The sequence below is a fragment of the Streptomyces sp. NPDC048106 genome, from assembly GCF_040706415.1.
Classification (GTDB): domain Bacteria; phylum Actinomycetota; class Actinomycetes; order Streptomycetales; family Streptomycetaceae; genus Streptomyces.
Genome location: NZ_JBEZND010000023.1, coordinates 59876 through 85161, shown reverse-complemented (window position 1 = coordinate 85161; position 25286 = coordinate 59876). Strand labels below are relative to the sequence as shown.

At 73.8% G+C, this 25286-nt stretch carries 25 protein-coding genes; 11 read left to right on the top strand and 14 right to left on the bottom strand.

From position 1 onward, the window contains the following. Positions 1-5: 5 nt before the first annotated feature. The 5 genes from AB0927_RS23275 to AB0927_RS23255 all read right to left on the bottom strand — a co-directional run bounded on the left by AB0927_RS23275 (position 6) and on the right by AB0927_RS23255 (position 4603). Positions 6-1397, bottom strand: a complete 1392-nt coding sequence (locus AB0927_RS23275; protein WP_366669598.1) for an aldehyde dehydrogenase family protein — start codon at positions 1395-1397, stop codon at positions 6-8. 87 nt (positions 1398-1484) lie between these two features. Further along, a complete protein-coding gene (locus AB0927_RS23270; protein ID WP_366669597.1) occupies positions 1485-2171 on the bottom strand; it encodes a class F sortase in 687 nt (228 codons plus the stop codon). Next, on the bottom strand, positions 2158-2823 hold the full coding sequence (locus AB0927_RS23265) for a hypothetical protein (RefSeq protein WP_366669596.1): 666 nt from the start codon (positions 2821-2823) through the stop codon (positions 2158-2160). The genes AB0927_RS23270 and AB0927_RS23265 overlap by 14 nt, the downstream gene beginning before the upstream one ends. Positions 2824-3330: 507 nt before the next feature. After that, positions 3331-3948, bottom strand: a complete 618-nt coding sequence (locus AB0927_RS23260; RefSeq protein ID WP_366669595.1) for a TetR/AcrR family transcriptional regulator — start codon at positions 3946-3948, stop codon at positions 3331-3333. 64 nt (positions 3949-4012) lie between these two features. After that, a complete protein-coding gene (locus tag AB0927_RS23255) occupies positions 4013-4603 on the bottom strand; it encodes a hypothetical protein (protein WP_366669594.1) in 591 nt (196 codons plus the stop codon). A gap of 281 nt (positions 4604-4884) precedes the next feature. Between AB0927_RS23255 and hmgA the strand changes: the two genes are divergently transcribed. From hmgA to AB0927_RS23240, 3 genes are read left to right on the top strand one after another with little or no spacing between them, the layout of a single operon-like run. Then, the gene (hmgA, locus tag AB0927_RS23250) at positions 4885-6195 is read left to right on the top strand and encodes a homogentisate 1,2-dioxygenase (protein ID WP_366669592.1); all 1311 of its coding nucleotides are present in this window, start codon (positions 4885-4887) and stop codon (positions 6193-6195) included. A gap of 44 nt (positions 6196-6239) precedes the next feature. After that, a complete protein-coding gene (locus tag AB0927_RS23245; protein WP_366669591.1) occupies positions 6240-6989 on the top strand; it encodes a GntR family transcriptional regulator in 750 nt (249 codons plus the stop codon). Positions 6990-7015: 26 nt separating this feature from the next. Beyond that, positions 7016-8173 carry a type ISP restriction/modification enzyme gene (locus AB0927_RS23240; RefSeq protein WP_366669590.1) on the top strand — a complete coding sequence of 386 codons (1158 nt, stop codon included), beginning with the start codon at positions 7016-7018 and terminating at the stop codon, positions 8171-8173. Between the two features lie 22 nt (positions 8174-8195). Here AB0927_RS23240 and AB0927_RS23235 read toward each other — a convergent pair whose 3' ends face one another. Then, entirely contained in the window at positions 8196-8906 is a 711-nt protein-coding gene (locus tag AB0927_RS23235) for a TetR/AcrR family transcriptional regulator (protein WP_366669589.1), read from the bottom strand. Between the two features lie 61 nt (positions 8907-8967). On the opposite strand from AB0927_RS23235, the gene AB0927_RS23230 reads away from it, so the two are divergent. Genes AB0927_RS23230 through AB0927_RS23220 form a run of 3 tightly spaced genes read left to right on the top strand, consistent with a single transcriptional unit; the run spans position 8968 to position 12007 of the window. After that, positions 8968-9975 (top strand): ATP-binding cassette domain-containing protein, encoded by a 1008-nt coding sequence (locus tag AB0927_RS23230; protein WP_366669588.1) that lies wholly within the window; start codon positions 8968-8970, stop codon positions 9973-9975. Further along, positions 9972-10751 (top strand): ABC transporter permease, encoded by a 780-nt coding sequence (locus tag AB0927_RS23225; RefSeq protein ID WP_366669587.1) that lies wholly within the window; start codon positions 9972-9974, stop codon positions 10749-10751. The genes AB0927_RS23230 and AB0927_RS23225 overlap by 4 nt, the downstream gene beginning before the upstream one ends. A gap of 47 nt (positions 10752-10798) precedes the next feature. Next, positions 10799-12007: a CaiB/BaiF CoA-transferase family protein gene (locus tag AB0927_RS23220; protein WP_366669586.1), complete on the top strand. Its 1209-nt coding sequence runs from the start codon at positions 10799-10801 to the stop codon at positions 12005-12007. A 115-nt stretch (positions 12008-12122) separates the two neighbouring features. On the opposite strand, the gene AB0927_RS23215 is transcribed toward AB0927_RS23220, so the two are convergent. Continuing rightward, positions 12123-12392, bottom strand: a complete 270-nt coding sequence (locus tag AB0927_RS23215; protein ID WP_366669584.1) for a hypothetical protein — start codon at positions 12390-12392, stop codon at positions 12123-12125. A 586-nt stretch (positions 12393-12978) separates the two neighbouring features. Continuing rightward, on the bottom strand, positions 12979-13785 hold the full coding sequence (locus AB0927_RS23210; protein ID WP_366669583.1) for an SGNH/GDSL hydrolase family protein: 807 nt from the start codon (positions 13783-13785) through the stop codon (positions 12979-12981). A gap of 543 nt (positions 13786-14328) precedes the next feature. Between AB0927_RS23210 and AB0927_RS23205 the strand changes: the two genes are divergently transcribed. Continuing rightward, positions 14329-15423: a DUF5925 domain-containing protein gene (locus AB0927_RS23205; RefSeq protein ID WP_366669582.1), complete on the top strand. Its 1095-nt coding sequence runs from the start codon at positions 14329-14331 to the stop codon at positions 15421-15423. A gap of 16 nt (positions 15424-15439) precedes the next feature. Next, entirely contained in the window at positions 15440-16210 is a 771-nt protein-coding gene (locus tag AB0927_RS23200) for a DUF72 domain-containing protein (RefSeq protein WP_366669581.1), read from the top strand. A 38-nt stretch (positions 16211-16248) separates the two neighbouring features. Here the strand turns inward: AB0927_RS23200 and AB0927_RS23195 are convergent, their stop codons facing one another. After that, positions 16249-16617 (bottom strand): GntR family transcriptional regulator, encoded by a 369-nt coding sequence (locus AB0927_RS23195; protein ID WP_366669580.1) that lies wholly within the window; start codon positions 16615-16617, stop codon positions 16249-16251. 72 nt (positions 16618-16689) lie between these two features. Between AB0927_RS23195 and AB0927_RS23190 the strand changes: the two genes are divergently transcribed. Continuing rightward, complete coding sequence (locus tag AB0927_RS23190) at positions 16690-17619, top strand: GNAT family N-acetyltransferase (protein WP_366669579.1); 930 nt, start codon at positions 16690-16692, stop codon at positions 17617-17619. Beyond that, positions 17600-18100, top strand: coding sequence for a DUF402 domain-containing protein (locus AB0927_RS23185; RefSeq protein ID WP_366669578.1), 501 nt, complete (start codon positions 17600-17602; stop codon positions 18098-18100). The genes AB0927_RS23190 and AB0927_RS23185 overlap by 20 nt, the downstream gene beginning before the upstream one ends. Before the next feature lie 51 nt (positions 18101-18151). On the opposite strand, the gene AB0927_RS23180 is transcribed toward AB0927_RS23185, so the two are convergent. The 3 genes from AB0927_RS23180 to AB0927_RS23170 all read right to left on the bottom strand — a co-directional run bounded on the left by AB0927_RS23180 (position 18152) and on the right by AB0927_RS23170 (position 20317). Beyond that, positions 18152-18778 carry a class I SAM-dependent methyltransferase gene (locus AB0927_RS23180; RefSeq protein ID WP_366669577.1) on the bottom strand — a complete coding sequence of 209 codons (627 nt, stop codon included), beginning with the start codon at positions 18776-18778 and terminating at the stop codon, positions 18152-18154. Between the two features lie 72 nt (positions 18779-18850). Continuing rightward, entirely contained in the window at positions 18851-19711 is an 861-nt protein-coding gene (locus AB0927_RS23175) for an alpha/beta fold hydrolase (RefSeq protein WP_366669576.1), read from the bottom strand. 159 nt (positions 19712-19870) lie between these two features. Further along, positions 19871-20317 carry a MarR family winged helix-turn-helix transcriptional regulator gene (locus AB0927_RS23170; protein ID WP_366669575.1) on the bottom strand — a complete coding sequence of 149 codons (447 nt, stop codon included), beginning with the start codon at positions 20315-20317 and terminating at the stop codon, positions 19871-19873. 91 nt (positions 20318-20408) lie between these two features. Between AB0927_RS23170 and AB0927_RS23165 the strand changes: the two genes are divergently transcribed. Continuing rightward, positions 20409-20783 carry a cupin domain-containing protein gene (locus tag AB0927_RS23165; RefSeq protein WP_366669574.1) on the top strand — a complete coding sequence of 125 codons (375 nt, stop codon included), beginning with the start codon at positions 20409-20411 and terminating at the stop codon, positions 20781-20783. On the opposite strand, the gene AB0927_RS23160 is transcribed toward AB0927_RS23165, so the two are convergent. Next, complete coding sequence (locus AB0927_RS23160; RefSeq protein ID WP_366669573.1) at positions 20761-21789, bottom strand: ImpB/MucB/SamB family protein; 1029 nt, start codon at positions 21787-21789, stop codon at positions 20761-20763. The genes AB0927_RS23165 and AB0927_RS23160 overlap by 23 nt on opposite strands. Then, complete coding sequence (dnaE, locus tag AB0927_RS23155) at positions 21786-25238, bottom strand: DNA polymerase III subunit alpha (protein WP_366669572.1); 3453 nt, start codon at positions 25236-25238, stop codon at positions 21786-21788. The genes AB0927_RS23160 and dnaE overlap by 4 nt, the downstream gene beginning before the upstream one ends. Positions 25239-25286 lie beyond the last annotated feature (48 nt).

Below are 25286 nucleotides of genomic sequence, written 5' to 3'. Positions count from 1 at the left end.
CTCCCTCAGAACTGGAAGGACTTGGTCTGGAGGTACTCGTCGAGGCCGTGACTGCCGAGTTCCCGGCCGACCCCGGGCTGCTTGTAACCGCCGAACGGCGCGCGGGGGTTGAAGCGGCCGCCGTTGATGTCGACCTGGCCGGTGTCCATACGCCGGGCGAAGGCCACCGCCTCGTCCTCGTCGCCGGCCCAGACGGCGCCGGCCAGGCCGTACACCGTGCCGTTGGCGATGCGCAGGGCGTCGTCCTCGTCGTCGTAGGCGAGGACCGAGAGGACCGGGCCGAAGATCTCCTCCTGGGCGATGGTCATCTCGGGCGTGACGTCGGCGAAGACGGTCGGGCTGACGAAGTAGCCCTTCTCGCGCGGGGATTCCGGCCCGCCGGCGACCAGCCGCGCCCCCTCGGCGACACCCTTCTCGATGTAACCGCGCACCCGTGCCTGCTGCTTGGCGCTGACCAGCGGCCCGATGCGGTCGCCGTACTTGGCGGCGGCGGCCGCGGCCAGCGAGACGGCCTCCTCGTACCGGTCGCGGTGGACCAGCATCCGGGTCCAGGCGCTGCACGTCTGCCCGGAGTTGGACATCACGTTGGCCACCCCGACGTTGACCGCCTTGGCGAGGTCGGCGCTCGGCAGGATGACGTTGGCGGACTTGCCGCCGAGTTCGAGGGCGACCCGCTTCACGGCCCCGCCGGCCAGCGCGCCGATCCGGCGGCCGACGGCGGTGGAGCCGGTGAAGGAGACGAGGTCCACGTCCGGGTGGCCGGCGAGGGCCTCTCCGGCGACCGGCCCTAGGCCCGTGACCAGGTTGAACACGCCTGCCGGGACGCCCGCCTCGTGCACCGCCTCGGCGAACAGCCGGGCGGTGAGCGGGGTGTCCTCGGCGGGCTTGAGGACGACGGTGCAGCCCGCGGCGAGCGCCGGGGCGACCTTGGCGACGATCTGGTGGAGCGGGTAGTTCCAGGGGGTGATCGCGCCGACCACGCCGACGGGCTCGTGCAGGACGGTGGAGTTGCCGACCTTCTCCTCGAAGGGGCGGCTCGCGGCGAGTTCGGCGTAGGTGCCGGCGACCGCGATGGGCAGGCCCGCGTGCACGGCCTCCGAGAAGGCGGGCGGGGAGCCGAGTTCGGCGGTGACCGTCTCGGCGATCTCGTCCTTGCGGGCCGCCAGGGCGTCCCGGAGGGCGGTGAGGCGGGCCGCGCGGGCGGCGGGCGGCGTGGCGGCCCAGCCGGGCAGGGCGGCACGGGCCGCGCGGACGGCGGCGTCCACGTCCTGCGGGCCGCCGGCCGGGACCCGGGCGATGACCTGCTCGTCGGCCGGGTTCACGACCTCGATCACATCGTCCGGGTACGCGGCGGGGCGCCAGGCGCCGTCGATGTACAGGCCGTCGTGTGCCTTCATACTGCTTCCTCCCGGCGGATCCGCGTCGTCCGCACCACAAACTAGCGGCGATAGTTTTGCGGCGCCAGACGCTCTCGCCGAGCGGACTCACCTGGTCGCGGTGAGGTGGGCGAACACCACCACGTTGCTCGTGTATCCGGTACGCCTGCTGTACAGCCCCCCGCAGGTGAGTACCCGCAGCTCCGGACGGCGGGAGTGGCCGTACACCTCCTTGTCGGGGAAGCCGGACCGGTCGAAGACCTGCACGCGGTCCACGGTGTAGACGGCGGTGCGGCCGTCCACGCGCCGCGCCTCGATCACCTTGCCGGGCTTGATCAGCGGGAGCGCGGCGAACACCGCGGGCCCGGAGGGGGTGTCGCGGTGGCCGACGGCGATCGCGGTGCCCGCCTCGCCGGGGGTGGCGCCGCCCTCGTACCAGCCGGCCGTCTTGGGCCGGTCGAACGGCGGTGTCTCCAACTGCCGGTCGCGGCCGAGCCGTACGCCGGTGACCGGGGCGTCGATGCCGAGGGAGGGGATGCGCAGGGAGGTGGGCCGGGACCGGGGCAGCGGGCGGGCGGTGCCGGAGCCCGCCCGGCCCGCGCCGCGCCCGTCCGTTCCGTCCGGGCCGGCCCCGGCGACGGTGACGGTGTCCGGGCCGTCCGTGCGGTCCGGTGCGCCGTCGGACCCGCACCGGCCGACGAGCGTCACCAGGACGGCCGCGAGCACGGCCGTCCTGGTGAGGCGGTAGGCACGGGTCCGGTACCAGGGCCTGCGTCTGCGCCTACGCGGCGCCATGCGGCCGGCGGCGGCTGCGCCGGACGTACGCGGCTCCACCGACCGCGATCAGGCCCACCGCCGCGGCGGCGCCGACCGGGGAGTACGCGGCCGCGGTGTCGACGAGTCCGCCGCCGCCGGCGTGCACCCCGCCCTGCGGGCCGCCGCGCTCGCCGCTCTGGCCCCAGCTCGCGTCGTTGTGCTGCTGCTCCTGCTGGTGGTCCTCGATCCGACCGGGCGCGCCCTGGGCGCCGTTCTCCCGGCAGTTGACCCGGAAGACCTTCTCCTTGACGGCGCCGGCGGCGGACCAGGTGACCCGGTACTGGCCGTCCGCGAGCCCCAGCGGGTCGGTGTGCCCGGCGCCCCCGGCGAGCTGGATGGTGCCGGTGACGGTGGCGGAGGTGGGCAGTGGTGGCTGGGGCGTGATGGTGTAGGCGATGACGGGCAGGATGTCGAAGTTGACGGCGTCGAGGTAGAACCGGCAGACGACCGGGTCGTCCTTCGAGACACCGAACGGCGTGCCGACCCGGTGGACTCTGATGTCGCCGTTCTCCCCTTGGGCCATGGCGGTGGGTGCCGCCATCCACGACGCGCCCGCCGCGGCGAGTGCGGTCAGGACGACGGTGGCACCGGCGCGGGTGCCGGCGGTGCGCGGGATCGTACGGGTGGGCATGCGCATTTCCTCCGAGTCAGACGATTTTCATACAAATCGATCTCATCTGGACTCTGCCCAATGTGCACGACGCCCGACGGCACCGACGCCCGGCGCGTCGTCAGATATCCCCCTGGCGGCGCAATGTGACGCCCGGTCCGGCCACCACGGCGCCGAGGAGCCGGCCGATGTCGACGCCGGGGCGGTGGGGGCGGGGGGGAGCCGGGTGCCGGGTGCCGGGCGGCGGGCGTCGGACGGGGGGCGGCGGGCGTCGGACCGGGGGCGGCGGGCGTCGGACCGGGGGCGGCGGGCGGGTCATGGGCCGGCCGTGCGGCGGGCCGGACCACGCCGGGCCGTACGGCGTCGGCGGCCCCGGCTGGTGCCCCCTGGGGGAGGTGTGACGGCCGCCGTGGACGGACCCCGCGTGGGGCGCTCGTCGCGGGCCGCGCACAGTCGGGGAGGCCGACGGGGACGGGTCGGGCAGCGCGTGGCAACTGCCCTTCGTTCTCAGGGGTGTTGAGGCTCCCGTCAGTCGAACAGCCGTCCCAGGTACGCCCGCAGCAGTTCCCGGGTCTCCCGGATGATCGCCTCGTCCCCCTGCGGGTCGAGCCGGAAGGCCAGTTGGACCAGGGTGTCCGCGCTCTCCACGGCGACCAGGAAGACCCGCCGCAGGTCCTCGTCGGGGGTACGGCCGACATAGCCGGCGAGCAGTTCCGAAAGCCGGTCGGCGACCAGGCTGTTGGGCTCCGTCTGGCGGGTGCCGACCGGTATCTGGTTGCCGAAGTCGATCAGGGAGAAGCCGGGCGCGGTGCGCTTCATCGTCAGGTACTCGTCCAGGACGGCGTCCATCGCGGCCCGCCAGTCCCCCGCCGCCGCCTGCTCCAGCCGCCCGGTGACATGCTCGGTGAACAGTTCCAGATTGCGCTGCGCGAGGGCGTCGACCATCTGCCGTTTGTTGCCGAAGAACCGGTAGACCGAGCCGATGGGCACGCCGGCGCGGCCCGCGACGGCGCGGGTGCTCAGACCGTCGTAGCCCACCTCGTCGAGGAGTTCGGCGCAGGCGTCGAGGATCCTGGCCAGCCGTTCGGCGCTGCGCCGCTGGACGGGGGCGCGGCGGAGCGATGTCGCGTGGGGCACGGGCTTCATGATGCCTTTCCGCCGGGGTCCGTTGAACCTGGTCCCAGGGTACGGAGAAGCGTGCCCGGGGCCGTCAGCCGTCCGGCAGGCGGTCGGTACTCCCAGGTGAGGGCTGTGGCGGCCGGGTCTGCGACACCGTTATGTCGGCGGTGCTCTGGACCGGCTTGCCGTGCACGGCCCACACCGTGCCGTCGTCGGCGTACAGGCGGGCGGTGACGTGGTGGGTGCCCTGCGGGACGAGCCGGCCGGGCAGCCGGTAGGCGGGGGCGCGCAGCCGGGCGATGCGGCGGCCGTCCACGAAGAGGCAGGCGAGCCCGCGCCCGGTCACCGCGGTCGGGCGCGCGCCGGGCGCGGAGACCCGGAAGTGGCGGAAGGTCAGCCGTACGTCCCAGCCGTCGGCGGCGTCCGGGGTGATCTCGACGCCGACCTCGGGGGCGTCCTTCCCCTCGACCTCGCGCAGATGGCGGCCGGTGCCGTCGGTGCCGTCCAGGACCTTGCCGACGGGCGAGGGCGAGTCCGCGCCGGCCGTACCCGGGCTCGCCCCCGTGCCCCTGCCCGTGCCCGTGCCCCCGTGCGCCGTACCGCAGCCCGCCGCGCCGAGGGGCAGCAGAAGGCACACCGCGAGCGCGGCCAGGCGTCCCCGTGTCTCCTTCGTCCACGACATGCCGGGGAGCGTAGAACACGGCGCCGGGCCCGGGTATCCGTCTGAAGTCGGGTTCCGGACCCACTCCGTGGGAGGACGGGATCTCCCCCGAGGAAGGACGGGATCTCCTCCATGGGAGGACGGCCCGCCCTCTTGCGCACGGCCCCGCGTATTCCTACGGTGATGCATAGGAATCAGTGGGTGCGCTGGAAAGCGGTGGCGTCCGGAATCCGGGACACCCGGGACCGGCGACCCTGGGCGATCCGTCGCACCCGAGGACGCGAAGGAGCGTGGGGGCGACCATGAGCGGGGACGCGCGCAAGACCGCCGAGGGACTGTCGTATCTGACCGGATTCGGCAACGAACACGCCTCGGAGGCGGTGCCGGGCGCCCTGCCCGAGGGCCGCAACTCGCCGCAGCGCGCGCCGCTCGGACTGTACGCGGAGCAGCTCAGCGGCGCGGCCTTCACCGAGCCCCGCGCGCACAACCGGCGTTCGTGGCTGTACCGGATCCGCCCGTCGGCCGCGCACCCGCGGTTCACCCGCACCGCCAACGGCTCGATCCGCACGGCGCCCTTCACCGAGACCGTGCCCGACCCCAACCGGCTGCGCTGGAACCCGCTGCCCGAGCCGGCCGCGGGCACCGACTTCCTCGCGGGCCTGTGGACGCTCGGCGGCAACGGCGACGCGGCCCAACGGGCGGGCATGGCCGTGCACTTGTACCACGCCAACGCCTCGATGGAGCGCGTCTTCTCCGACGCGGACGGGGAGTTGCTGATCGTCCCGGAGCGCGGCGGGCTGCTGCTGCACACCGAGTTCGGGCGGCTGCACGTGGAGCCCGCGCAGGTGGCGCTGGTCCCGCGCGGGGTGCGGTTCCGGGTCGAGCTGCTGGACGAGTCGGCCCGCGGCTACGTCTGCGAGAACTACGGCGCGCCCTTCCGGCTGCCCGACCTCGGCCCGATCGGCGCCAACGGCCTCGCCAACGCGCGGGACTTCCGCGCGCCCGTCGCCGCGTACGAGGACGTCGAGGGCCCGGTGGAGGTGGTGAACAAGTTCTGCGGCAACCTCTGGACCGCCACGTACGACCACTCGCCCCTCGACGTGGTCGCCTGGCACGGCAACCATGTGCCGTACGTCTACGACCTGCGCCGCTTCAACGTGATCGGCACGATCTCCTACGACCACCCGGACCCCTCCGTCTTCACGGTCCTGACCTCCCCGTCGGACACCCCGGGCCTGGCCGGCGTCGACTTCGTCGTCTTCGCGCCGCGCTGGCTGGTGGGCGAGGACACCTTCCGGCCGCCGTACTTCCACCGGAACGTGATGAGCGAGTACATGGGCCTGATCGAGGGCGCCTACGACGCGAAGGCGGAGGGCTTCGTGCCGGGCGGCGGCTCGCTCCACAACATGATGTCGGCGCACGGCCCGGACCGCGAGACCTTCGACAAGGCGAGCGCGGCCGAACTGAAGCCGCAGAAGATCGACGACGGCCTCGCCTTCATGTTCGAGACCCGCTGGCCGGTGACGCTCGCCCCGCAGGCGGCCCACGCCGACCACCTCCAGGGGGCCTACGACGACGTGTGGCGGGGCCTGACGCGGAACTTCCGTATCTGACACGTCTGTTGCGCCCGTTGTTCCCGACCGGTACGGATATCAGCGTGACCTCCTTCGCCCCTGACTCGATCGTCCTGAACCGCAAGCTGCCGCTCTGGTACCAGGTGTCGCAGTCGCTGCGCGCCTCGATACTGGGCCGCTCGCCCGCGGACCCGCTGCGCCTGCCCACCGAGGAGCGGCTGGCGGAGCACTACGGGGTGAGCGTGCTGACCATGCGGCAGGCGCTGAAGGAGCTGGAGGACGAGGGGCTGATCAGCCGGCACCGGCGGCGCGGCACCTTCATCGAGCCCGACGCCCGGCGCGGCGCCCCGGTGCGGCTGCTGGGCTCGGTGGACGCCATCGTGGCCCAGCAGTCCGGGATGCGCACGGAACTGCTGGACCACGGGCCCACGCCGGTGCCGGGCGGGTTCACCGACTGCTTCCCCGGGCTCACCGAGGTGGCGACGTACCACCGGCTGCGCTTCGACGAGCAGACCGGCGAGCCGACCAACCACGCCGTCAACCACGTACGCCCCGAACTGGCGGAGCGGATCGACCCGGACGATCTGGTCCGCTGGCCGATGACGAAGGTGCTGCGGGACATCGCCAAGGAGGACATCAGCCGCATCACGGACACGGTGGAGGCCCGGCTCGCCGACCCGGAGACCGCCCGTCTCCTGCAAGTCCCGCTGCTCAGCCCGATCCTGCACTACACCGGCATCACCTACGACACCGAGGGCCGGGTGCTGGACGTGGCGGTGATCCACTACCGGGGCGACCGCTTCTCCTTCACGGTGACCCTGGACGCCACCTGACCCGCCCGGCCGGCCCGGCCCGTACGATGCCCAGCGTGCCGTACGACGACGACGCTCCGCTGCTGGCGGACCTCATGCCGTGGTCCGTCGCACCGCTGCGGCCGGGCCGCGCCTGGCCGACGGCCCCCGACCCGGCCAGCCTGCGGGCCCGCTGGGACACCTTGCTGAAGGCCGGACTCCCGGACCGCGAGGCCCTGTTCGAGCCGAGCAGGGCCCGGACCCTGCACTCGGCCGTGGGCCGGCTGCCCCGCGGGTCCGCCGGCACGGAGCGGCTGGCGCGCGCCGAGGGCCCGTGCGCGGAGCCGGTACGGGTCCTGGCGGCCCCCTTCGACGAACAGTGGCTGATCCCGGACCACCGCCTGCTCGACGCGGCCCGCCCGGAGCTGTGGCGGGTGGCGGACGAGCACCAGGTCTTCCTGGTGGAGACCCCCGACGACCGGCACCCCCTGCTGGCCACCTCGCTCCTCCCCACCCTGCGCACCGGCCGCGTCCGCCCCCTCCACCGCCGCCCGGCCGCCGCGGACCCCAACCTGGCCCCCGGCCTCCTGGACCACCTCACGGCCCGACTGGGCGTCCGGGTCACCCCGCTCGACCTGCCGGCCTGGTTCCTGGCCACGGCCCGCCCCGACCACACGGTCCCCCTGACCGACGACGCGGAACTCTGGTCGTCCGGCGTGGCACTGGGCCGCCGCGTGCTCTGGCTGCTGCGCCGCGACGGCGACCGCCCCAAGCTGCCGGGCGGCCGCCGCCCCTACGTCCGCGCCCCGCTGCCGCCCCGCCCCCGGACCCTTGGCTACGACCCCGAGGAGGAGACCCTGCACCTGGACGAGGGCCGCGTCTCCCCCGTCCCGCCGGAGGCCTGGGACTACGAGGTGAACGGCGTGCGCGTCCTGGAGGCGTGGTTCACCTCGCGCACCGCCCCGGCCGCCCCCGGCACGCTGGCCGCGATCGGCCCGGCGGCGTGGCCCCAGCCGTGGACCTCGGAGCTGCTGGAGCTGATCACGGTGCTGGCGCTGCTGGCCGCGCTGCGCCCGGAACTGGCCGCGCTGAAGCCGCCGTCGGCGATCGGCGCGGACGAGCTGCGACGGTCGGGCATCCTCCCGCCCCCACCCGCCTCCCGCCGCCCCGCCTCGGTCCTCGACCACCCCGAGGAGGGCCCGGAGGGCCAGTTCGCCCTGCTGTGACGCCCCCGGCCGGGGCCTTCCCTCAGGACGGCGCGTAGGCGTCCAGAATCCGGCCGAGCGCCCGCTCGAAAACGGCCTCCAGATCGATCGGGCCCGGGTCCTCCGCGAACGCCTCCGCCATCCTCGGATAGGCACCGGAGGCGACCTGGCGCATCAGGTAGGCCCCGCGCACCGCGGTCTCCTCCTCCTGCGACCACGGCAGCCCCCGCACCCGCTCGGCGGTGTCCAGCTCGTTGCGCACGTACGTCGTCACCACGCCGTTGACCATGGCGATGAGTTCGAGCTTCGTGCCGTAGGCGGCCTCCAGCGGATCCAGGCAGGCCAGGCAGTGCTCCAGATACCGCAGGGTGTGCGGGCTGAACCCGTAGACCGGTGACATCAGGCGCGGCATCCACGGATGCCGGTGCATCAGCGCCCGCGTCTGGTGCGCCACCCGCGTCAGATCCGCCCGCCAGTCGCCGCCCGGCTCCCACAGGACGTGCTCGGCGGCGGCCGCGTCCACCATCAGCTCGTACAGATCCTCTTTGCGCGGCACGTAGTTGTACAGCGACATCGTGCCGCACCCCAGCTCCGCCGCGACGTGCCGCATCGACACCGCGTCGAGCCCCCGCGCGTCGGCGATCCGCACGGCGGCGGCCGCGATGTCGTCGCGGGAGTACGCCGGCTTCGGCCCCCGCCCGGTGCGCTCGGGGCGCGCCCAGATCACCTCGGGTACGGCCCCTCGGACTGCCATGTGATCACCTCGCCCACCATCCTAGTTACGTACACCGTACGTAGTGCGCTATGGTCGCCCCATGCCAACTACGTACGCTGTACTTAGTGAAGGTCTGGAGAAGCGCTTCGGCGCCGTACACGCCCTGCGCGGGCTCGATCTGGCGGTCGCGCGGGGCACGGTCTGCGGGCTGCTGGGGCCGAACGGCGCCGGGAAGACCACCGCCGTCCGCCTGCTCACCACGCTGCTGCGGCCGGACGCCGGCTCCGCGCGGATCGGCGGGCACGATCTGGTCCGGGAGGCCGCCGCCGTGCGGAGGCTGATCTCGGTCACCGGGCAGTACGCCTCGGTCGACGGCGATCTGACCGGCCGGGAGAACCTGCGGCTGTTCGCCCGCCTGCACCGGGTCCGCGGACCGGCCGCGCGCGCCGACGAGCTGCTGGAACGCTTCGGCCTGACGGAGGCCGCCGACCGGAAGGCCGCCGCCTACTCGGGCGGCATGCGGCGCCGTCTCGACCTCGCCGCGAGCCTCGTGCGCCGCCCGGAGGTGCTCTTCCTGGACGAGCCCACCACCGGCCTCGACCCGGCTGGACGCGACCGCGTCTGGCAGGCGGTACGGGACCTCACGGCGGAGGGTACGACGGTGCTGCTGACCACGCAGTACCTGGAGGAGGCCGACCGGCTCGCCGACGACATCGCCCTGCTGGACCGGGGACGCATCGCCCGCACCGGCTCGCCCGCCGAACTCAAGGCACTCGTCGGCTCGTACGCCGAGGCCGTGGTCTCCCACGAGGGCGCGCTCGGCAAGGCGGCCGCCGTGCTCGACCGCCTCACGGGCCGCGAGCCGGTGCTCGACCGCGAGCGCACCGCGGTCGGCGTCCTCACCATCGACCCGACGCTGACCCTGCCCCGCCTGGTGCGCGAACTCGACGCGGCGGGCGTGCCGCTGCTGGACGCGAGCCTGCGCCCGCCCACCCTGGACGACGTCTTCCTGCGGCTCACCGGAGCCGGCGGCGACGACGGAGCAGGGACCGAAGCCGACGCCGACGCCGGTCACGCGGCCGGCACCACCGAGGAGCACGCCGCATGAGCGCGTTGGTGTACGACGGACTCGCCCTGACCGGACGGCAGTTGCGCCGCGTCCGCAACAGTCCCGGCCTGGCGGTCCTGACCCAGCTGATGCCGATCAACATGCTGCTGTTCTTCGGCTACGTCTTCGGCAGCGCGCTGGCGATGCCCGGCCGCGAGTACCGCGCCTTCCTCGTGCCGGGACTGCTGGTCGCGACCGCGGCCGGCGGGCTGATGACCGGGATGTTCCAGGCCGCCGCGGACACCCACCGGGGTGTGACGGACCGGTTCCGCACGCTGCCGGTGAGCCGGGCCGCCGTACCCCTCGCACAGGCCGTCGCGGACCTCGTGGTCACCACCCTCGGCACGGTGCCGCTGCTGCTGGTGGGGCTCGCGGTGGGCTGGCGGATCCAGGGGTCCGTGCCCGCGGCCGCCGGGGCGGTGGGGCTGCTGCTGCTCTTCCGGTTCGCCTGCACCTGCGCGGGGATCCACCTGGGCCTGCTCACCCGCAGCGAGGACGCGGCCGGGCAGCTCGGCGCCGCCTCGTTCGTGCTGCCGCTGCTGTCCGACGCGTACATCCCGACGGACCAGCTGCCCGGATGGCTGCGGACGCTGGCCGAGTGGAACCCGATCAGCGCGGTGACCACCGCCCTGCGGGACCTGTTCGGCAACGCGCCCGTGCCGCGCGGCGCCGCCTGGCCGGTGGCCCATCCGGTCGCCGGGTCGCTCGCCTGGAGTCTCGTCCTGATCGCGGTGTTCCTGCCGCCGGCCGTACGCCGTCACAGCCGCGGCGAGTGACATACGCGGTACTGACAGACCCGCCCGAAGGGGAGACGATCCCCTCCATGGAGCACCCCGCCGGACATCAGCCGCCGCCCCTGGAGGGCATCACCGTCGTCGCCGTCGAACAGGCCGTGGCCGCGCCCTTCGCGACCCGGCAGCTCGCCGATCTGGGGGCGCGGGTCATCAAGGTGGAGCGGGTGGACGGGGGTGACTTCGCGCGGGGCTACGACACCGCGGCGGGCGGGCTCGCCTCGCACTTCGTGTGGTGCAACCGCGGCAAGGAGTCCATCGCCCTCGACCTGAAGGATCCGCGCGGCCGGGACGTCGTGCGGCGACTGGTCGCGGACGCGGACGTGTTCGTGCAGAACCTGGCGCACGGGGCGGCGGCCCGGCTCGGCCTGGACGCGGCCACCCTGTGCGCGGCGCATCCGCGGCTGGTCGCCGTGGACATCTCGGGGTACGGCTCCTCGGGCCCGTACGCGGACAAGCGGGCGTACGACATGCTGGTGCAGTGCGAGACGGGGCTGGTGTCGGTCACCGGGACGCCGGAGCGGCCCGTGAAGGCGGGGATCCCGGCGGCGGACATCGCGGCGGGCATGTACGCGTTCTCGGGGGTGCTGGCGGCGCTGGTCCGCCGGGGCACCACCGGGCGCGGCGGGCCGGTGGAGGTGTCCCTGCTGGATTCGCTGGCGGAGTGGATGGGTCATCCGCTGCACCACACGATGCACGGCGGCGAGCCCCCGGCGCGCACCGGGCTCGCGCATCCCGTGATCGCGCCCTACGACGCCTACGCGACGGCGGACGGCAGCCTGGTGCTGTTGTCGGTGCAGAACGACCGTGAGTGGCGGCGCCTGGCGGAACTGGTTCTAAAGCGGCCGGAGTTGGCGACGGATCCGCGGTTCGCGACGAACGCGCGGCGGGTCGCCCACCGGGCGGAGACGGACGGGGCGGTGGCGCGGGCGCTCGGCGCGCTGGACGCCGACGAGGCGATGGCTCGGCTGGAACGGGCGGGCGTCGCCTGCGCCCGGCTGCGGGACCCGCGTGGGCTGGCGGAGCATCCGCAGCTGGCGGCCCGGGAGCGCTGGCGTCAGGTGGGTTCGCCGGTGGGGCCGTTGCGGGCGCTGCTGCCGCCGATCACGCTGCCGGGCGGGGACGGGGCTCGGATGGGCGACGTGCCCGCGCTCGGACAGCACACCGGGGCGCTGCTGCGTGCCGTGGGAATGACGGACGACGAGATCGCAGCGTTGCGCCGGGACGGTGTGGCAGCCTGAGCGCGGGCCCTGGACGGGTCCAGGACCGCCGGTTCACCCGGTGAGCGCGGGGTGGGCGCCCAAGGGGCCGATCAGTGGCCGGATCGGGGCCGGATCAGCGGCCGGTCGGGACCGGTCAGTGGCCGCCGAACAGCGAACGCCGCAGTCGGCGCAGCGGCGCGAAGAGGGAGACCCGGCGGACCCGCGCGCCCCGGTCGCTGTGCGTGCGCCGGGTGTCCCGTGCCGTCAGCTCCCGCATCAGCGAGGTCGCCTCGACGGTCTTCTGCTGCGGCACGGCGGGACCCCCCAGCACCGCGAGGTGCCGGTCGAGGCGCGAGCTGGTCGCGCTGCTCCCGCAGGTGATCGCAGGGACCCTGGCCCTGCTGCGCACTGTTATCTGTTCCATGTCACTCCCCACCCGTACGAGTCCACCCGGCCCCGGGCAGAGTAACCCTATCGCCCCACTGGGGCACACGGGTATCGCGCCCGCAGGATTCACCTTTCCCGTAAGGGGGTTGACCATCCCGCGCTGACTACTCTCCGAATCCGACCGGTTTCAGGGCGAGTTGGACAATGAGCTGGCCGACGGCCCGCACGCGTCCAGCCGGCCGGGGACGGCCGTCACGGCCCGTGACACCCACCCGGCACCGGCCCCCGCGTGACCAGGGGCGCGTCACCCCCGCGGCGCCGGGGCGACGACGGGTACGGCGACGATCCGGATTCGATCGCTCCGTGACCGCGCACGCCCGCACCGGTCTCGGCGCGGGCGGAGGAAGCGGCCGGGAACGTGGTCCATCTCACGCGCCCGGCCCGGGCGCCGGCGGAGGCCCCATCGGCCTGGGTCCCCGCCGTCATGGTGAGCGACCCCGCCGGTGCACACGGCGGGCTCGCCCGGGAGGTACCGGGAGTCACGTCGACGCCGCGGGCCGGTCCGTGAGTTCACCCTGACGGGCGGGCCCGGTGATGCGTCGCGTGGTGCTCACCCGTTCGGGTCAGCTGGCCGCCGCGGTGAGCGCCGGCAGGTAGCCGCCGGACTGGCCGTCCGCGGTGGGGTGGTACGACTCGGTGAGGTCGAGGACGTTGACGCTGTGGAGCCAGGCGCTGCCGGAGCAGAGCTCGTGGGTGGAGAACGCGGAGCGGACGTCGGCGAAGGAGAAGCCGTGGGCGCTGACGCGGGACTGGATGACCGAGTCCAGGGTGTCGGCCGCGTTGTTGATGGCGCTGCGCTTGGTGTCCGACAGGCCGACGCAGACCTGGCCGAGCAGGTAGAAGCGCGGGTAGCCGATGACGACCACGCGGGCGTTGGGCGCCTTGGAGTGGATCGTGTTGTACAGGTTGTCGAGCTTGCCGGGCAGCGTCGACGTGATGTACGAGGTCGCGGTGTTGATCCGGGACAGGCAGCCGCTGTCGCTGAGGCTCAGCACACAGGTCTGCATGACGTCCGCGAAGCCGGCGTCGTTGCCGCCGATGCTGATGGACACCAGCGAGGTGGACGAGTTGAGGGAGCCGAGCTGGTTGGCCAGCACGTCGTCCGTCGTGGCGCCCGAGCAGGCGTTGAAGGCGAAGGAGGCCGGCTTGTGCGCGGCGTTCCACAGGTAGGCCGCGGAGTTGGTGCTGCGGTCACAGTCGCCGCTGGAGCTGATGTAGCTGCCGGCGCCGACGCCGGAGGCGTAGGAGTCGCCCAGCGCCACGTAGCCACCGCTGTTGGTGGCCGCCTGCGCCGACGCGGCCTGCGTGAAGCCGAGGCCGAGGGCAAGGAGGAGTGGGGCAACGAATCCGACAAGCCGGGAACGTCTCATTGGTATCTCCCAGGTGAGCACGAAGTCTGCGGCAACTTAAGTAGCAACTACGCGCGTTGACCGGAAGTGTTCATGCCAAGAATTTTTGACTCTCAATAAGACCGACTCCAAAGATTTACCGCCTACCTATTGCGCGTACATGTCAACTATGTTGACCGCGCCTCAAACACCTGCTCTCGTGGGGTTTCAGGGGGGGCGGCCGTCCTCGAAGCCCCCCTCGGGCCCGCGCCATATTCAAGCCCGGCATTCCAGCGCTTAGGGCGGCAAAATCGCCAATGCGCACCTTATGGATGAACAGTGAGCCGTCGCTATTGCCAGGTGACGCCCGCGGTGCCCTCCGGTATCGAATTCACGGCAAAAGCACGCAAGAGCGAGCAAGGTGAGTCGCTGTCAAGGGTGCCGGAGACGGCGCGGTCCGGGGTTCGGACGGACCCGGAGCGGGCCCGGAGCGGGCCCGGAGCGGGCCCGGAGCGGGCCCGGAACACCCGGGACAAGCGGTGGAAATGCCGTGCGCGGAGGGCATCGGTGGCGGATCATGGCGGCATGCCTGCGAACCCGCACGACGCTCTGCCGATCCGGCTCCACGTCGACGATTCCGACTCGCCGTCCGACGTCGTCGACGCGCTGTTCCTCGGCCGTTTCGCGACGGGCGAGCAGCCGTACTCGCACGCGGTGAACATCGACCGCGTGCGCTCCGGCGCGACCCTGCTGCCCGAGGGCGCCCAGGTGCTCCGGGTCGCCCGGGACGACGACCGCAGCGCCACCCTCGCCGAGGGCGACGGCTGGACCCTGCTGGTCTCCCGCTGGAGCCGGGGCGCGGACGTCACCGTGACCGCGACCAGCCCCGAACTCGCCCAGGAGATCCTCGGCAAGGCCACGGACGGCGCGGCCGACGAGCCCGAACCCCAGCCGGAGAACGTGACGATGGGGTTCTGGTACGTGTCCCCGCGCCGCGGTCCGCACCGCACCACCCGGCAGATCTCGGCCGGCACCTGGTCGGAGGTCCGGCCCAACTACACCGCGCCGGTGGCCGAGGCGATGGACCGGCTGATGAAGACGACCCCCGAGGACATCGCGGGCCGGCTTCTCCTGCTGCACGGCCCGCCGGGCACCGGCAAGACCTCGGCCCTGCGCACCCTGGCCCGCTCCTGGCGCGACTGGTGCCAGGTGGACTGCGTCCTCGACCCCGAGCGGCTCTTCTCCGACGTCGGCTATCTCATGGACATCGCGATCGGCGAGGAGGACGGCGCGGGCAAGGGCCGCTGGCGGCTGCTGCTCCTGGAGGACTGCGACGAGCTGATCCGCGGCGAGGCCCGGCACACCGCGGGCCAGGCGCTGTCCCGGCTGCTGAACCTCACCGACGGTCTGCTCGGCCAGGGCCGCAACGTCCTGGTGGGCGTCACCACCAACGAGGACCTGGAGCGCCTGCACCCCGCCGTGGTCCGCCCCGGCCGCTGCCTGGCCCGCATCGAGGTGGGCCCGCTCACCCGCGACGAGGCGGTGCACTGGCTCGGCACCGAGGAGGGCGTCGGCCGCGAGGGAGCCACCCTGGCCGAGCTGTACGCACTGCGCCGGGGCACCACGCCGACCTCGGTACCGGGCGCGCGCAACGGAGCGGACGCGGGACTCTACCTGTAGGTGCTTTCATGAAGACGTGACCTTGTTCGTCGGCACCTCGGGGTGGCAGTACAAGGACTGGCGGGACCTCGTCTATCCGGCCGGGGTCCCGGCGCGGCTGTGGCTGGAGGAGTACACCCGCCTCTTCGCCACGGTGGAGATCAACAACGCCTTCTACCGGCTGCCCTCCCACGACAACTTCGCCGCCTGGCGGGCGCGGGTGCCGCCGGACTTCGTGGTCGCGGTCAAGGCCAGCCGCTATCTCACCCACATCAAGCGGCTGAAGGACCCCGCCGAGCCGGTGCACCGGCTGATGACCCATGCCGCGGGCCTCGGCGACCGCCTCGGTCCGGTCCTGCTCCAGCTCCCGCCCACCCTGCGCGCCGATCCGGCCCTGCTGGACGCCTGCCTGGCCCGCTTCCCGCGCGGTACGCGGGTCGCGGTGGAACCCCGCCACGACTCCTGGTGGACACCGGAAGTGCGCGAGGTCCTCCGCTCCCGCGGCGCGGCCCTGTGCTGGGCCGACGTCCTGTCCCGCCCGGTGACCCCGCTGTGGCGCACCGCCGACTGGGGGTACGTCCGCTTCCACCAGGGCCGTGCCCACCCCTGGCCCCGCTACGGCCGCCGTGCCCTGGAGACGTGGGTGGACCGCGTCGCCACGGCCTTCCCCGACGGGGAGGACGTGTACGCCTACTTCAACAACGACCCGGGCGGCGCGGCGGTGGCGGACGCGGTGACGTTCGGGAAGGCGGCGCGAAGGGCGGGACTGGCGGTGACGCGGGTTCCGGAACCGGCACCGCTCCGCTGACCCCGGTCTTCTCCACCGCCCCCGCCGCGAGCGGCCCGCTATCCCCCGTAGGCGGCCCGCAGGGCGTCCCGCACCGCGGCCACCGCCTCCTCCTCCCCCAGCCCCAGCCGCCGCACGCGGTCGGCATAGGCCTGCGCGGCCAGCGACGCCTCCCGTTCCGCGGCGGAGCCGGCCGCGGCCACGTACGTGCCGCGGCGCCCCCGGGTCTCGATCACCCCGTCGCTCTCCAGCGCCCGGTACGCCTTGGCCACGGTGTTCACCGCGAGCCCCAGGGACTCGGCCAGCCCCCGCACGGTCGGCAGCCGGTACCCCACGGGCAGCGCCCCGGACCGTGCCTGCTCGGAAATCCGCGCCCGCACCTGCTCGTAGGGGGGCGCGCTGTCATCGATGCGGATCTTCAGGCTCACGGCGCCGATTCTCCCGCACCCGGGGAAAAATGAGAGGCACCCCCGGCGCATCCCCCCGTACGGTCCCTCTCCATGACACTGATCGTCCGAGACCTGCGTCCCGGCGTACCGGCCGACACCGAGGGCTTCGCCCGGGTACGCCGACTCGCCCTGCCGTACATCCTGTTCACCTCGGACTCGGTCCGGCACAACGCGCTCCACACGCATCCCGACGCCCGCTACCGCCCGCTGGTCGCGGAGGAGGACGGCGAGATCGTCGGCACCGCCCAGGTGCTGCTGGCGTACGACAGCAGCGAGCCGGGCCAGGGCCTGCTGAACGTCTACGTGCGGCCGGACCGGGCGGGCCGCGGCGCGGGCGGGCTGCTGGTGCGCACGGCCGAGGAGTACCTCGCCGGGCTGGGCGCGACCAGGGTGTTCAGCTGGGTCCTGGACGAGCCGGCCCACCGCGCCTTCGCCGAGCGGCACGGCTACCGGGCCGGCCGCTCCGCGCACTTCCTCCGCCTGGACCTGGCGGGCGTCCGCCTCCCGGCACTGCCGCCCACCCCGCCGGGCGTCGAGCTGCGCACGGCCGCGGAGTTCGCGGACGACCCGCGCCCGCTGTTCGAGCTGGACGCGGACACGACGCGGGACGAGCCGGGTGACCTCGACTTCGAGTCCCGGGGCTACGAGGACTGGCTGGCCCGGATCTGGCGCCATCCGCTGCTGAACCGCGAGCTGACCGTGGCCGCGTGCGTCGACGGCCGTCCGGTCGCCTTCAGCCTGGCCTACACCGACGGCGCCGGCCGTTACTCGACCGCGATGACCGGCACCGCCCGCGCCCACCGCGGCCGGGGCCTGGCCAAGCTCGCCAAGCTGCACTCCCTGCACCGGGCCCGCGCCGCCGGCGTCACCGAGGCGTTCACGGGCAACGACACCGGCAACGATCCCATGATCGCGATCAACAAGTGGCTCGGCTACGGAATCTGTGCGACGGAGGTCCACCATGTACGCGAACTCGTCTGAATCGAACGGGGACTTGACGGTCGTCCTGGTCAAGGGCGGCCGCACGAAGATCCGTTACCCGGCCGGGCTGCTCGGCGACGACGGCACCCGGGTGGTGGTCCGGGCCCCCTGGGCGGGCTCCGGCACCCGCGACTTCGGGTTCGTGCGCTTCGAGCCGGGCGATGTGTTCACCGAGTACTACTGGCGTGACCGGTGGTACGCGGTGAAGGAGGTCCGCGCCGCGGACGGTGCCGTCAAGGGCTGGTACTGCGACATCACCCGGCCCGCGGTCCGCACCGGCGCGGAACTGGTGGTGGAGGACCTCGACCTGGACCTGTGGCGCTCGGCCGACGGCGGGGACGTACGCCGCCTGGACGAGGACGAGTTCGCCGCGAGCGGGCTGGCCGAGACGGATCCCGACGCCGCCGCGGCCGCCGTGGCCGCCCTCGGGGAGCTGGAACGGCTCGCCCGCGCGGGTGGCTTCGGCGAACTGCTCGCCTGAGCGAGCCGCCGGTCCGGGCCGACCGCCGGTCCGGACCGCGGCCGACCGCGCTCAGCGGGTCGCCACCACCGCGTACCGCTCGTCGGTCACCTCCTTCCCCCACAGCACCGCGTCACCGGACAGCCGCTCCACCCGCGCCCCGGCCGTCAGCGGCTCCAGCAGCGCGGTGAGCCGGTCCGCGGGTATGCCCGCGGGGTGCAGCTCGCCCCAGACGCCCTCGATCAGCACGAACCGGCCGCCGGGGCGCAGCAGCTCCCGCCAGTGCCGCAGCACGCGGGCCCGGTCGGGCAGCATCCACAGCACATGGCGGACGAGGACCACGTCGAAGCGCCGCTCCCCCACCGGCGGGGCCTCGGCCGGTCCGCACAGCACCTCGGCGGCGCGCCCGGCGAGCTTGGCGCGGGCCCGCTCGATCATGGCCGGGGACAGGTCGACGGCCGTGACCCGGTGTCCCTGCTCGGCCGCGAGGAGGGACATGCTGCCGGTGCCGCAGCCGAGGTCGAGCACGTCGGCCGGGTGCTCGGGCAGCCAGGACCGGAGTCTGGCCGCCCAGGCGGCCCGCACGCGGGGATCGCGCAGGCCGTGGTCCGGCTCGTCGTCGAAGCCGGCGGCCTGCGCGTCCCAGTCCACGGCCCCGACCCCGCCCCCCGCACCGCTGTGTTCACACTCATCCGTCATGGCCCGAGCGTGACACACGCCACTGACAGTCCCGGCCGGGCAGCCGCCGGGAGGTCGGCCGAGAGGGGGTCGTCAACTGAGGGCGGAGAGGCAGGTCGTGGCGGCGGCGTGCGCCGGGTCGAGGGCGTTGGCGACCTCGTGGAAGGCGATGCGGTCGGACAGGCCGATCGTCCCGTGCTCGGAGAGGTCCAGCGGGCACAGGTCCTGGATCCGGATGTTGTGGACGTCGGGGCCGCTGAGGAACTGGCTGCGCCAGGGGGTGGCCACCTCGTCGTACTGGGTCGCGATGACCGTGTAGTGCACTCCGGGGACGGTGTCGCCGCCCGCGTTGAGCTTGGTGAGGAAGGCGGAGCCGGGGAGCTGGTCGGCGAGGCCGGGGGTGGTGTCCTTGAGCAGGTCCGTGGCGCCGGGGAAGTACGCCAGCAGGTTGGTGAGGCCGCTGAGGGTGGCGCCGTGGTTGTCGGGGGCGATGCCGACGAGCGCGTTGACCTTGTCCGCGCCGCCGAGGAACTTCAGGTAGTAACGGGGCATCATGCCGCCCTGGGAGTGCCCGACCAGGTCGGCCTTGGCGGCGCCGGTCGCGGCGCGCACCTGGTCCACGAAGGAGGCGAGCTGCTCGGCCGACCGGTCGATGGGACCGAGGCCGTGGAAGACGGGGACGCCGGGAAGCTGGCCGTAGTCGAGGGAGAAGACGCAGTACCCGCGGGCCTCCAGGTAGGGGGCGAGGCCGAGCCAGTTGTCGACCGAGTTGCCGAGGGTGCCGTGGACCAGGACGACGGGGCGGGGATGGACGGCGGACGGCTTGCAGGAGTAGTCGTTCCAGCCGCTGTGGGGGGCGGAGTCGGCGTGCGCGGCCGTGGCGGGCAGGGTGACGGCGGCGGCGGACAGGAGCAGCGCGGCGAGGGGTCTGAGCAGTCGCTTCCAGGGCAGCATCGGGTGATCTCCTTGCGGCTCAAGGGAGGGTACGGGGGCTGTGCCCTGTGATCCGTACCACGGGGATGCTGTTCACCCGTCAAGTTACGGTCGGGTAGCTTCCGGGAAAAGCCGCGCGCACGTAAAACTTCCGGCGCCGGTCAGCCGTTTGACCCACCGTCACCAGACGGGCCGCACCGGCCCGCACGGCGCGATCCTCGCCAGACTCCCGCGCAGCTCCCGCACTTCTCCCTCGCCCAGCAGCTCCCCCCACCCCCCGACCACCTCGGCCGCCGCCTCCTCCGCCGCCCGGGTGCAGTCCCGTCCGTGCTCGGTCAGCACGATCAGCCGTGCCCGCGCGTCCCCCGGATGCGGCCGCCGTTCGGCGTACCCCTTGCGCACCACCTCGTCCACCAGCTGACTCGCCGCCTGCTTGGTCACCCCGAGATGCGCCGCGAGTTCGGTGACGGTGGCCCCGCCCGCCGCGAGCCGCGCGAAGGCGAACCCGTGCGCGGGCCGCAGATCGGCGAAGCCGCGCGCCACGACCCCCTCATGGATGCGCTGCGTGAGATCGCCCGCCACAGCGAGCAGGGCGGCGGACAGGGCCATGGCTTCGGAGTTCTGCACGGAGGCATTGAAACACCCTTGACGCATTGGTCAAGCAGCCTGACCATATAGTCAAGTTGCTTGACCATGCATCCGAACGGAGAGCCCACCCATGCCCGTCGTCCGCTCGTCCGACGCCGTGACCCACGAGATCCATGGCGCCCGTTTCGTCTCGTACGCCACCCCGCTCACCGGCAGCAAGGAGCTGTGCGCCTGGCGTGGGGAGATCCCGCCCGGCACCCGGGCCCCGGCCCACGCCGTCAGTCACGAGGAGATCTTCCATCTGCTCGTCGGCGAGCTGCTCGTCACGCTCGACGGCCGCACCGAGCGTGTGCGAGCGGGCGACACGGTGATCGTCGGTGCCGGGGCCACGCTGGGCGTGGAGAACCCGACCGGTCACACCGCGATCTCCTGGGTCACCACCTCCGTCGGACTCACGGCCGAGTTGGCGGACGGCGGGCGGATCACCCCGCCCTGGGCCAACTGAGCCCGCCGCCCGGGGAGTCGCCGGGGAAACGTGCCGTCGCCGCGGGCCGCACCGCGTTCGGGCCGAAGCGGCGGCGGGCCCGGTCGGCGGCGGCCTCGGCGGCGCGGGCGCGGGCGTCGGCGGGGTCCAGGGAGAGCTGGTGACAGGCGTCGGCGGCCGGACGGAGGTGGTCGGCGCGGAGCGTGAAGGCGCGGACCCGGGCCCGTTGCAGCCCCAGGGAGGCCAGCAGACCCAGGGCCGCCGCCGCGAGGGCGGGCGAGTGGGCGGTGGGTTCCGGCAGGGTGCGCGTCCGGGTGCTGGAGCTGCGGTCGGCATAGCGCACCGCGAGGGTGACCCGGCCCGTCACTTGCCGTTCCGTGCGCAGGAGTTGGCCGATCCGGTCGGCGAGCCCGAGGACCGACCGGTGCTGCTCCGCCGGGTCGAGGCAGTCCCGTTCCAGCACCAGGTCGGCGGTCAGCCGGTCCGCCGGTTCGCTGGGCAGGACGGGGCGCGGGTCGTGGCCGCGGGCGCGCTCGGCCAGCAGCCGGGCGGGGCCCGCGCCGAGCAGGCGTTGCAGGGTCGCCGGGGACAGGTCGGCGATCTGGCCGACGCTGTGCAGGCCGTACCGGCCGAGCGTCGCCGCCGTGGTGCGGCCGATGCCCGGCAGGGCGGTGACCGGCCGGGGGCGGAGCCACTCGGCGGCCCGCTCGACGGGCACCCGGACGGTCTCCCCCGGCGCGGCCGCGTCGGCCGCCATGGCCGCGAGCATCCGGTTGCCCGCGAGCCCGGCGCTGCCGTCGATGCCGTAGTGGGCCTTCAGCCGCATCATCGTCATCTGGACCACGTCGTAGGGGGAGAGGCCGAAGTACCGGAGCGCCGATGTCAGGTCAAGCTGCACGGCGTCGGGCGGCATCTCCTGCACATGGGGCGTGATACCAGACACCAGTTCGATTACATCACCGTACTGTTCCTCGCTCAGCGAACCGTGCAGATACAGATGGGCGATGTGCCGCTGACGGATGCTCATCCCGCGCTCCCCGGACTGGTGTAACCGAACTTCTTCAGGTCGGCCGAGCGGCTGCCGGCGGGCAGCAGGTCGGCGTACGGGTGCAGGCGGGCGCCGGTGGTGCCGTTGGCCAGGGTGCGCCGCGGCTGGGCGGGGGTCGGGTGCGGGCGGCTCTCGCCGAGGAGGGCGAGCGCGGCCTCGGGACCGTGGTCGCGGCGGGCGGCGGCGATCCGGTCGAGGTCCCAGGCCATGGTGCCGACGACGGTACGACGGGTGCCGCGCACCTGCACCGTGCCCCGGACCAGCAGCAGCCCGCTGTGGAAGACGGTGTAGGCGCAGGCCGGGTGGGAGTCCTCGAAGAACGCCAGGTCGACCAGGCCGGAGCCGTCCTCCAGGGTGACGAAGATGATCCGCCTGCCGCTCGCGATCGGCGGGGTCTGGGTCGAGGCCCGTACGCCCGCCACCAGCACCCGCTGCCCGGCCCGCAGCCCGGCCAGATGCGCCGCGTCGGTCGCGCCGACCTCCCGCAGCAGCCGGTGGTGGTGCTCCATCAGATGCCGGGAGACATCGATGCCGAGGCTGTTCAGCTCGGCGCCGAGGGCCTCGCGTCCGGTCATCTCCGGCAGCCCGCTCGGCTCCGCCCCGCCGACGGCGCCCGCCATCAGGGACAGCTGGCCGGTGCCCGCGGACCGGTTGCGGGCGGCCCGGTGGAGTTCGGCGATCTGGAGCAGCAGATCGCGCCGGGTGAGCCGGCCGTCGTGCAGGGCGTCCAGCGCCCCTGTCTCCGCGAGGCGTTCGGCGACCGGGCGGCTGGGCCGGGCCCGCTGCCAGAAGTCCGACAGCGAACCGTACGGCTGCCCCTCCTCGATCCGCGCGCACTCCTGCTCGCCGATGCCGTGCACGGCGGACAGGGCGAGGCGCACGCCCCACCTCTCCCCGTCGGTCCTCTCCACGGTGTGCCGCGTCTTCGACCGGTTGACGTCGACGGGCAGCACCGGCACCCCGCGCCGGCGCGCGTCGGCGACCAGGACCCGCTTGGGCCACATCCCGGGGTCGTGTTCGAGCAGCCCGGCCAGCAGGAAGGCCGGATGGTGCGCCTTGAGCCAGGCGCTCTGCAGGGCCGGTACGGCGAAGGCGACCGCGTGCGCCCGGCAGAAGCCGTACGCCCCGAAGGCCTCGATCGTCCGCCAGACCTCGTCCCGGACGGCCGCCTCGTAGCCGCGGGCCCGCGCCCGCTGGTGGAACCAGTCCCGGATCCCGGGCAGCAGCTCCTTCTCGCCGAGCGCCCGCCGGGTGACCTCCGCGAAGGCCGGGTCGCAGCCGGTCAGCACCACCAGCGTCTCGATGATCTGCTCGTGCCAGATGGTCACGCCGTAGGTGTCGGCGAGCACCGGCTCCAGGTCCGGGTGGGCGTAGGCGGGTGTGCCGCCGTGCCGGGCGGCGATGTACCGCTCGGGCATGCCGCCCGCGACCGGGCCGGGGCGGAAGAGGCTGATGTCGGCGATGACGTCCTGCTGGTTGCGCGGCTGCAACCGGGACAGCAGGTCCTGCTGGCCGGGCGACTCCAGCTGGAACAGGCCGAGGGTCTGGCTCTCCTGGATGAGCTTGAACGCGAACACGTCGTCCAGCGGCACTTGTCCGGGGTCGTCCAGGTCGACGCGGTCGCCGGTGACCCGTTCGATCTCCGCCACGGCGTGGGCCATCGCGGACTGCATCCGCACGCCCAGGACGTCGAGTTTGATGTTGCCGAGCGCCTCAATCTCCTCCTTCGCGGCCATGGCCATCGGGTAGTCGCCCTGCGGGGTGGGCTGCACCGGCAGCCGGTCCAGCAGGGTGGCGTCGCTGATGACCACGCCGCAGGGGTGCATGGCCATGCCGTGGACCAGGGAGTCGAGCCCTTCGGCCAGCTCCCACAAGGGCCCGAACCGGCCGGCCTCGGCGGCCAGCCCGCGCAGTTCGGGCAGTTCCGCGAGGGCGCCGGTGATGTCCGAGGCGCGCAGGTGCGGGAAGCTCTTGGCGATCCGGTCGACCTCCGCGGGCGCGATGCCGAGGGCGAGGCCGGTGTCCCGCAGGGCCCGGCGCGCCCGGTAGGTCTCGGGCATCGCGGTGACCGCGACCCGCTCCTTGCCGAACCGTTCGAAGATCGCGTCGTAGCACTCCAGGCGCCGCGCGGACTCCACGTCGATGTCGATGTCGGGCAGCGAGGCCCGGCGCACGCTGAGGAACCGTTCGAACAGCAGGCGGTGGTCGAGCGGATTGGCGGTGGCGATGTCCAGCGCGTGGCAGACCAGCGATCCGGCGCCCGAGCCGCGGGCCGCGACCCGGATGCCCTTGGCGCGGATGTCGGCGACGACCTGGCCTACGGCGAGGAAGTACGAGTCGTAGCGCAGCCGGGAGATCACGGCGAGTTCCTCGTCGAGGCGGGCGCGCGCCGCCGGGTCGCGGTCGAGGCCCCGGCGGGCGAGGCCCTCCTCGCTGCGCCGGCGCAGCAGCCGGGCGGCGCCGTCCGCACCGGGGTCGGCGCCGAAGAGCGCGGGTTCCGGGAAGTGCGGGGTGCCCAGGCCCAGGTCGGCGCCGGGGTCGAGGGTGCATCCGGCGGCCGTGGCGGCGGTGTCCGCGAGCAGCCGGCGGGCCCGCCGGTCGTCGGCGCCGGCGCACTCGGCGACCATGCGCGCGAGGACCGCCATCGCCCGCTCGTCCTTGAGCCAGCGCTGCCCGCTGTCCAGGCGGCGCCGGTCGATGGGCCGCAGCAGCCGGGCGGCGTCCAGGACGTCGGCGAGGCGGTGCTGCGCGGGGTCGGCGTAGCGGACGGCGTTGGTGAGGACGGCGGTCGTACCGGTGCGATCGGCCAGCGCCAGGGTGCGGGCGGCGAGGCGGAGGGAGCCGGGACCCGTGCCAAAACGTTTCTGCGCGACGGCCTCCAGCCGGACCTCCCCTCCGAAGACCTCCCGCCACGGAGTCAGCAGCCGCGCCGCGACATCCTCCCGGCCCACCGACAGCGCCCGTACCGGCTCGGAGAGCGGGCCGAGCAGGACCAGCAGACCGGGGCCGCCGTGCTCCCGCAGCGCCGTCCACGGCACCACGGGCGCCCGGCCGCCGAGGGCGTCCGCGTGGGCGGCCGAGGTGATACGGCACAGCCGCGCCCAGCCCTCCCGGTCCCGGGCGAGCAGCACGACGCGCAGCGGCGGCTCGACCACATGGGCACCGCCGCGCGCCGGGGTGCGGCGGGACCGGCCGGGCGGCGGCGGGGCGACGGCCTCCACCGCGAGGTCGACGCCGAAGACCGGCCGTATCCCCTCCTTCGCACACGCCCGCGCGAATCGAACAACGCCGGTGACCGTGTCCCGGTCGGTCAGTGCGAGCGCCGTCATGCCCCGCTCGGCCGCCCGGCGCACCAGCTGTTCCGGGTGGGCGGCGCCGTAGCGGGCGGAGTAACCGGACGCGACATGCAGATGAGCGAAGCCCGCCATGCCACACCTCCCTCACTCCACCCCTTTTCAGCCATACGCCCGATACGT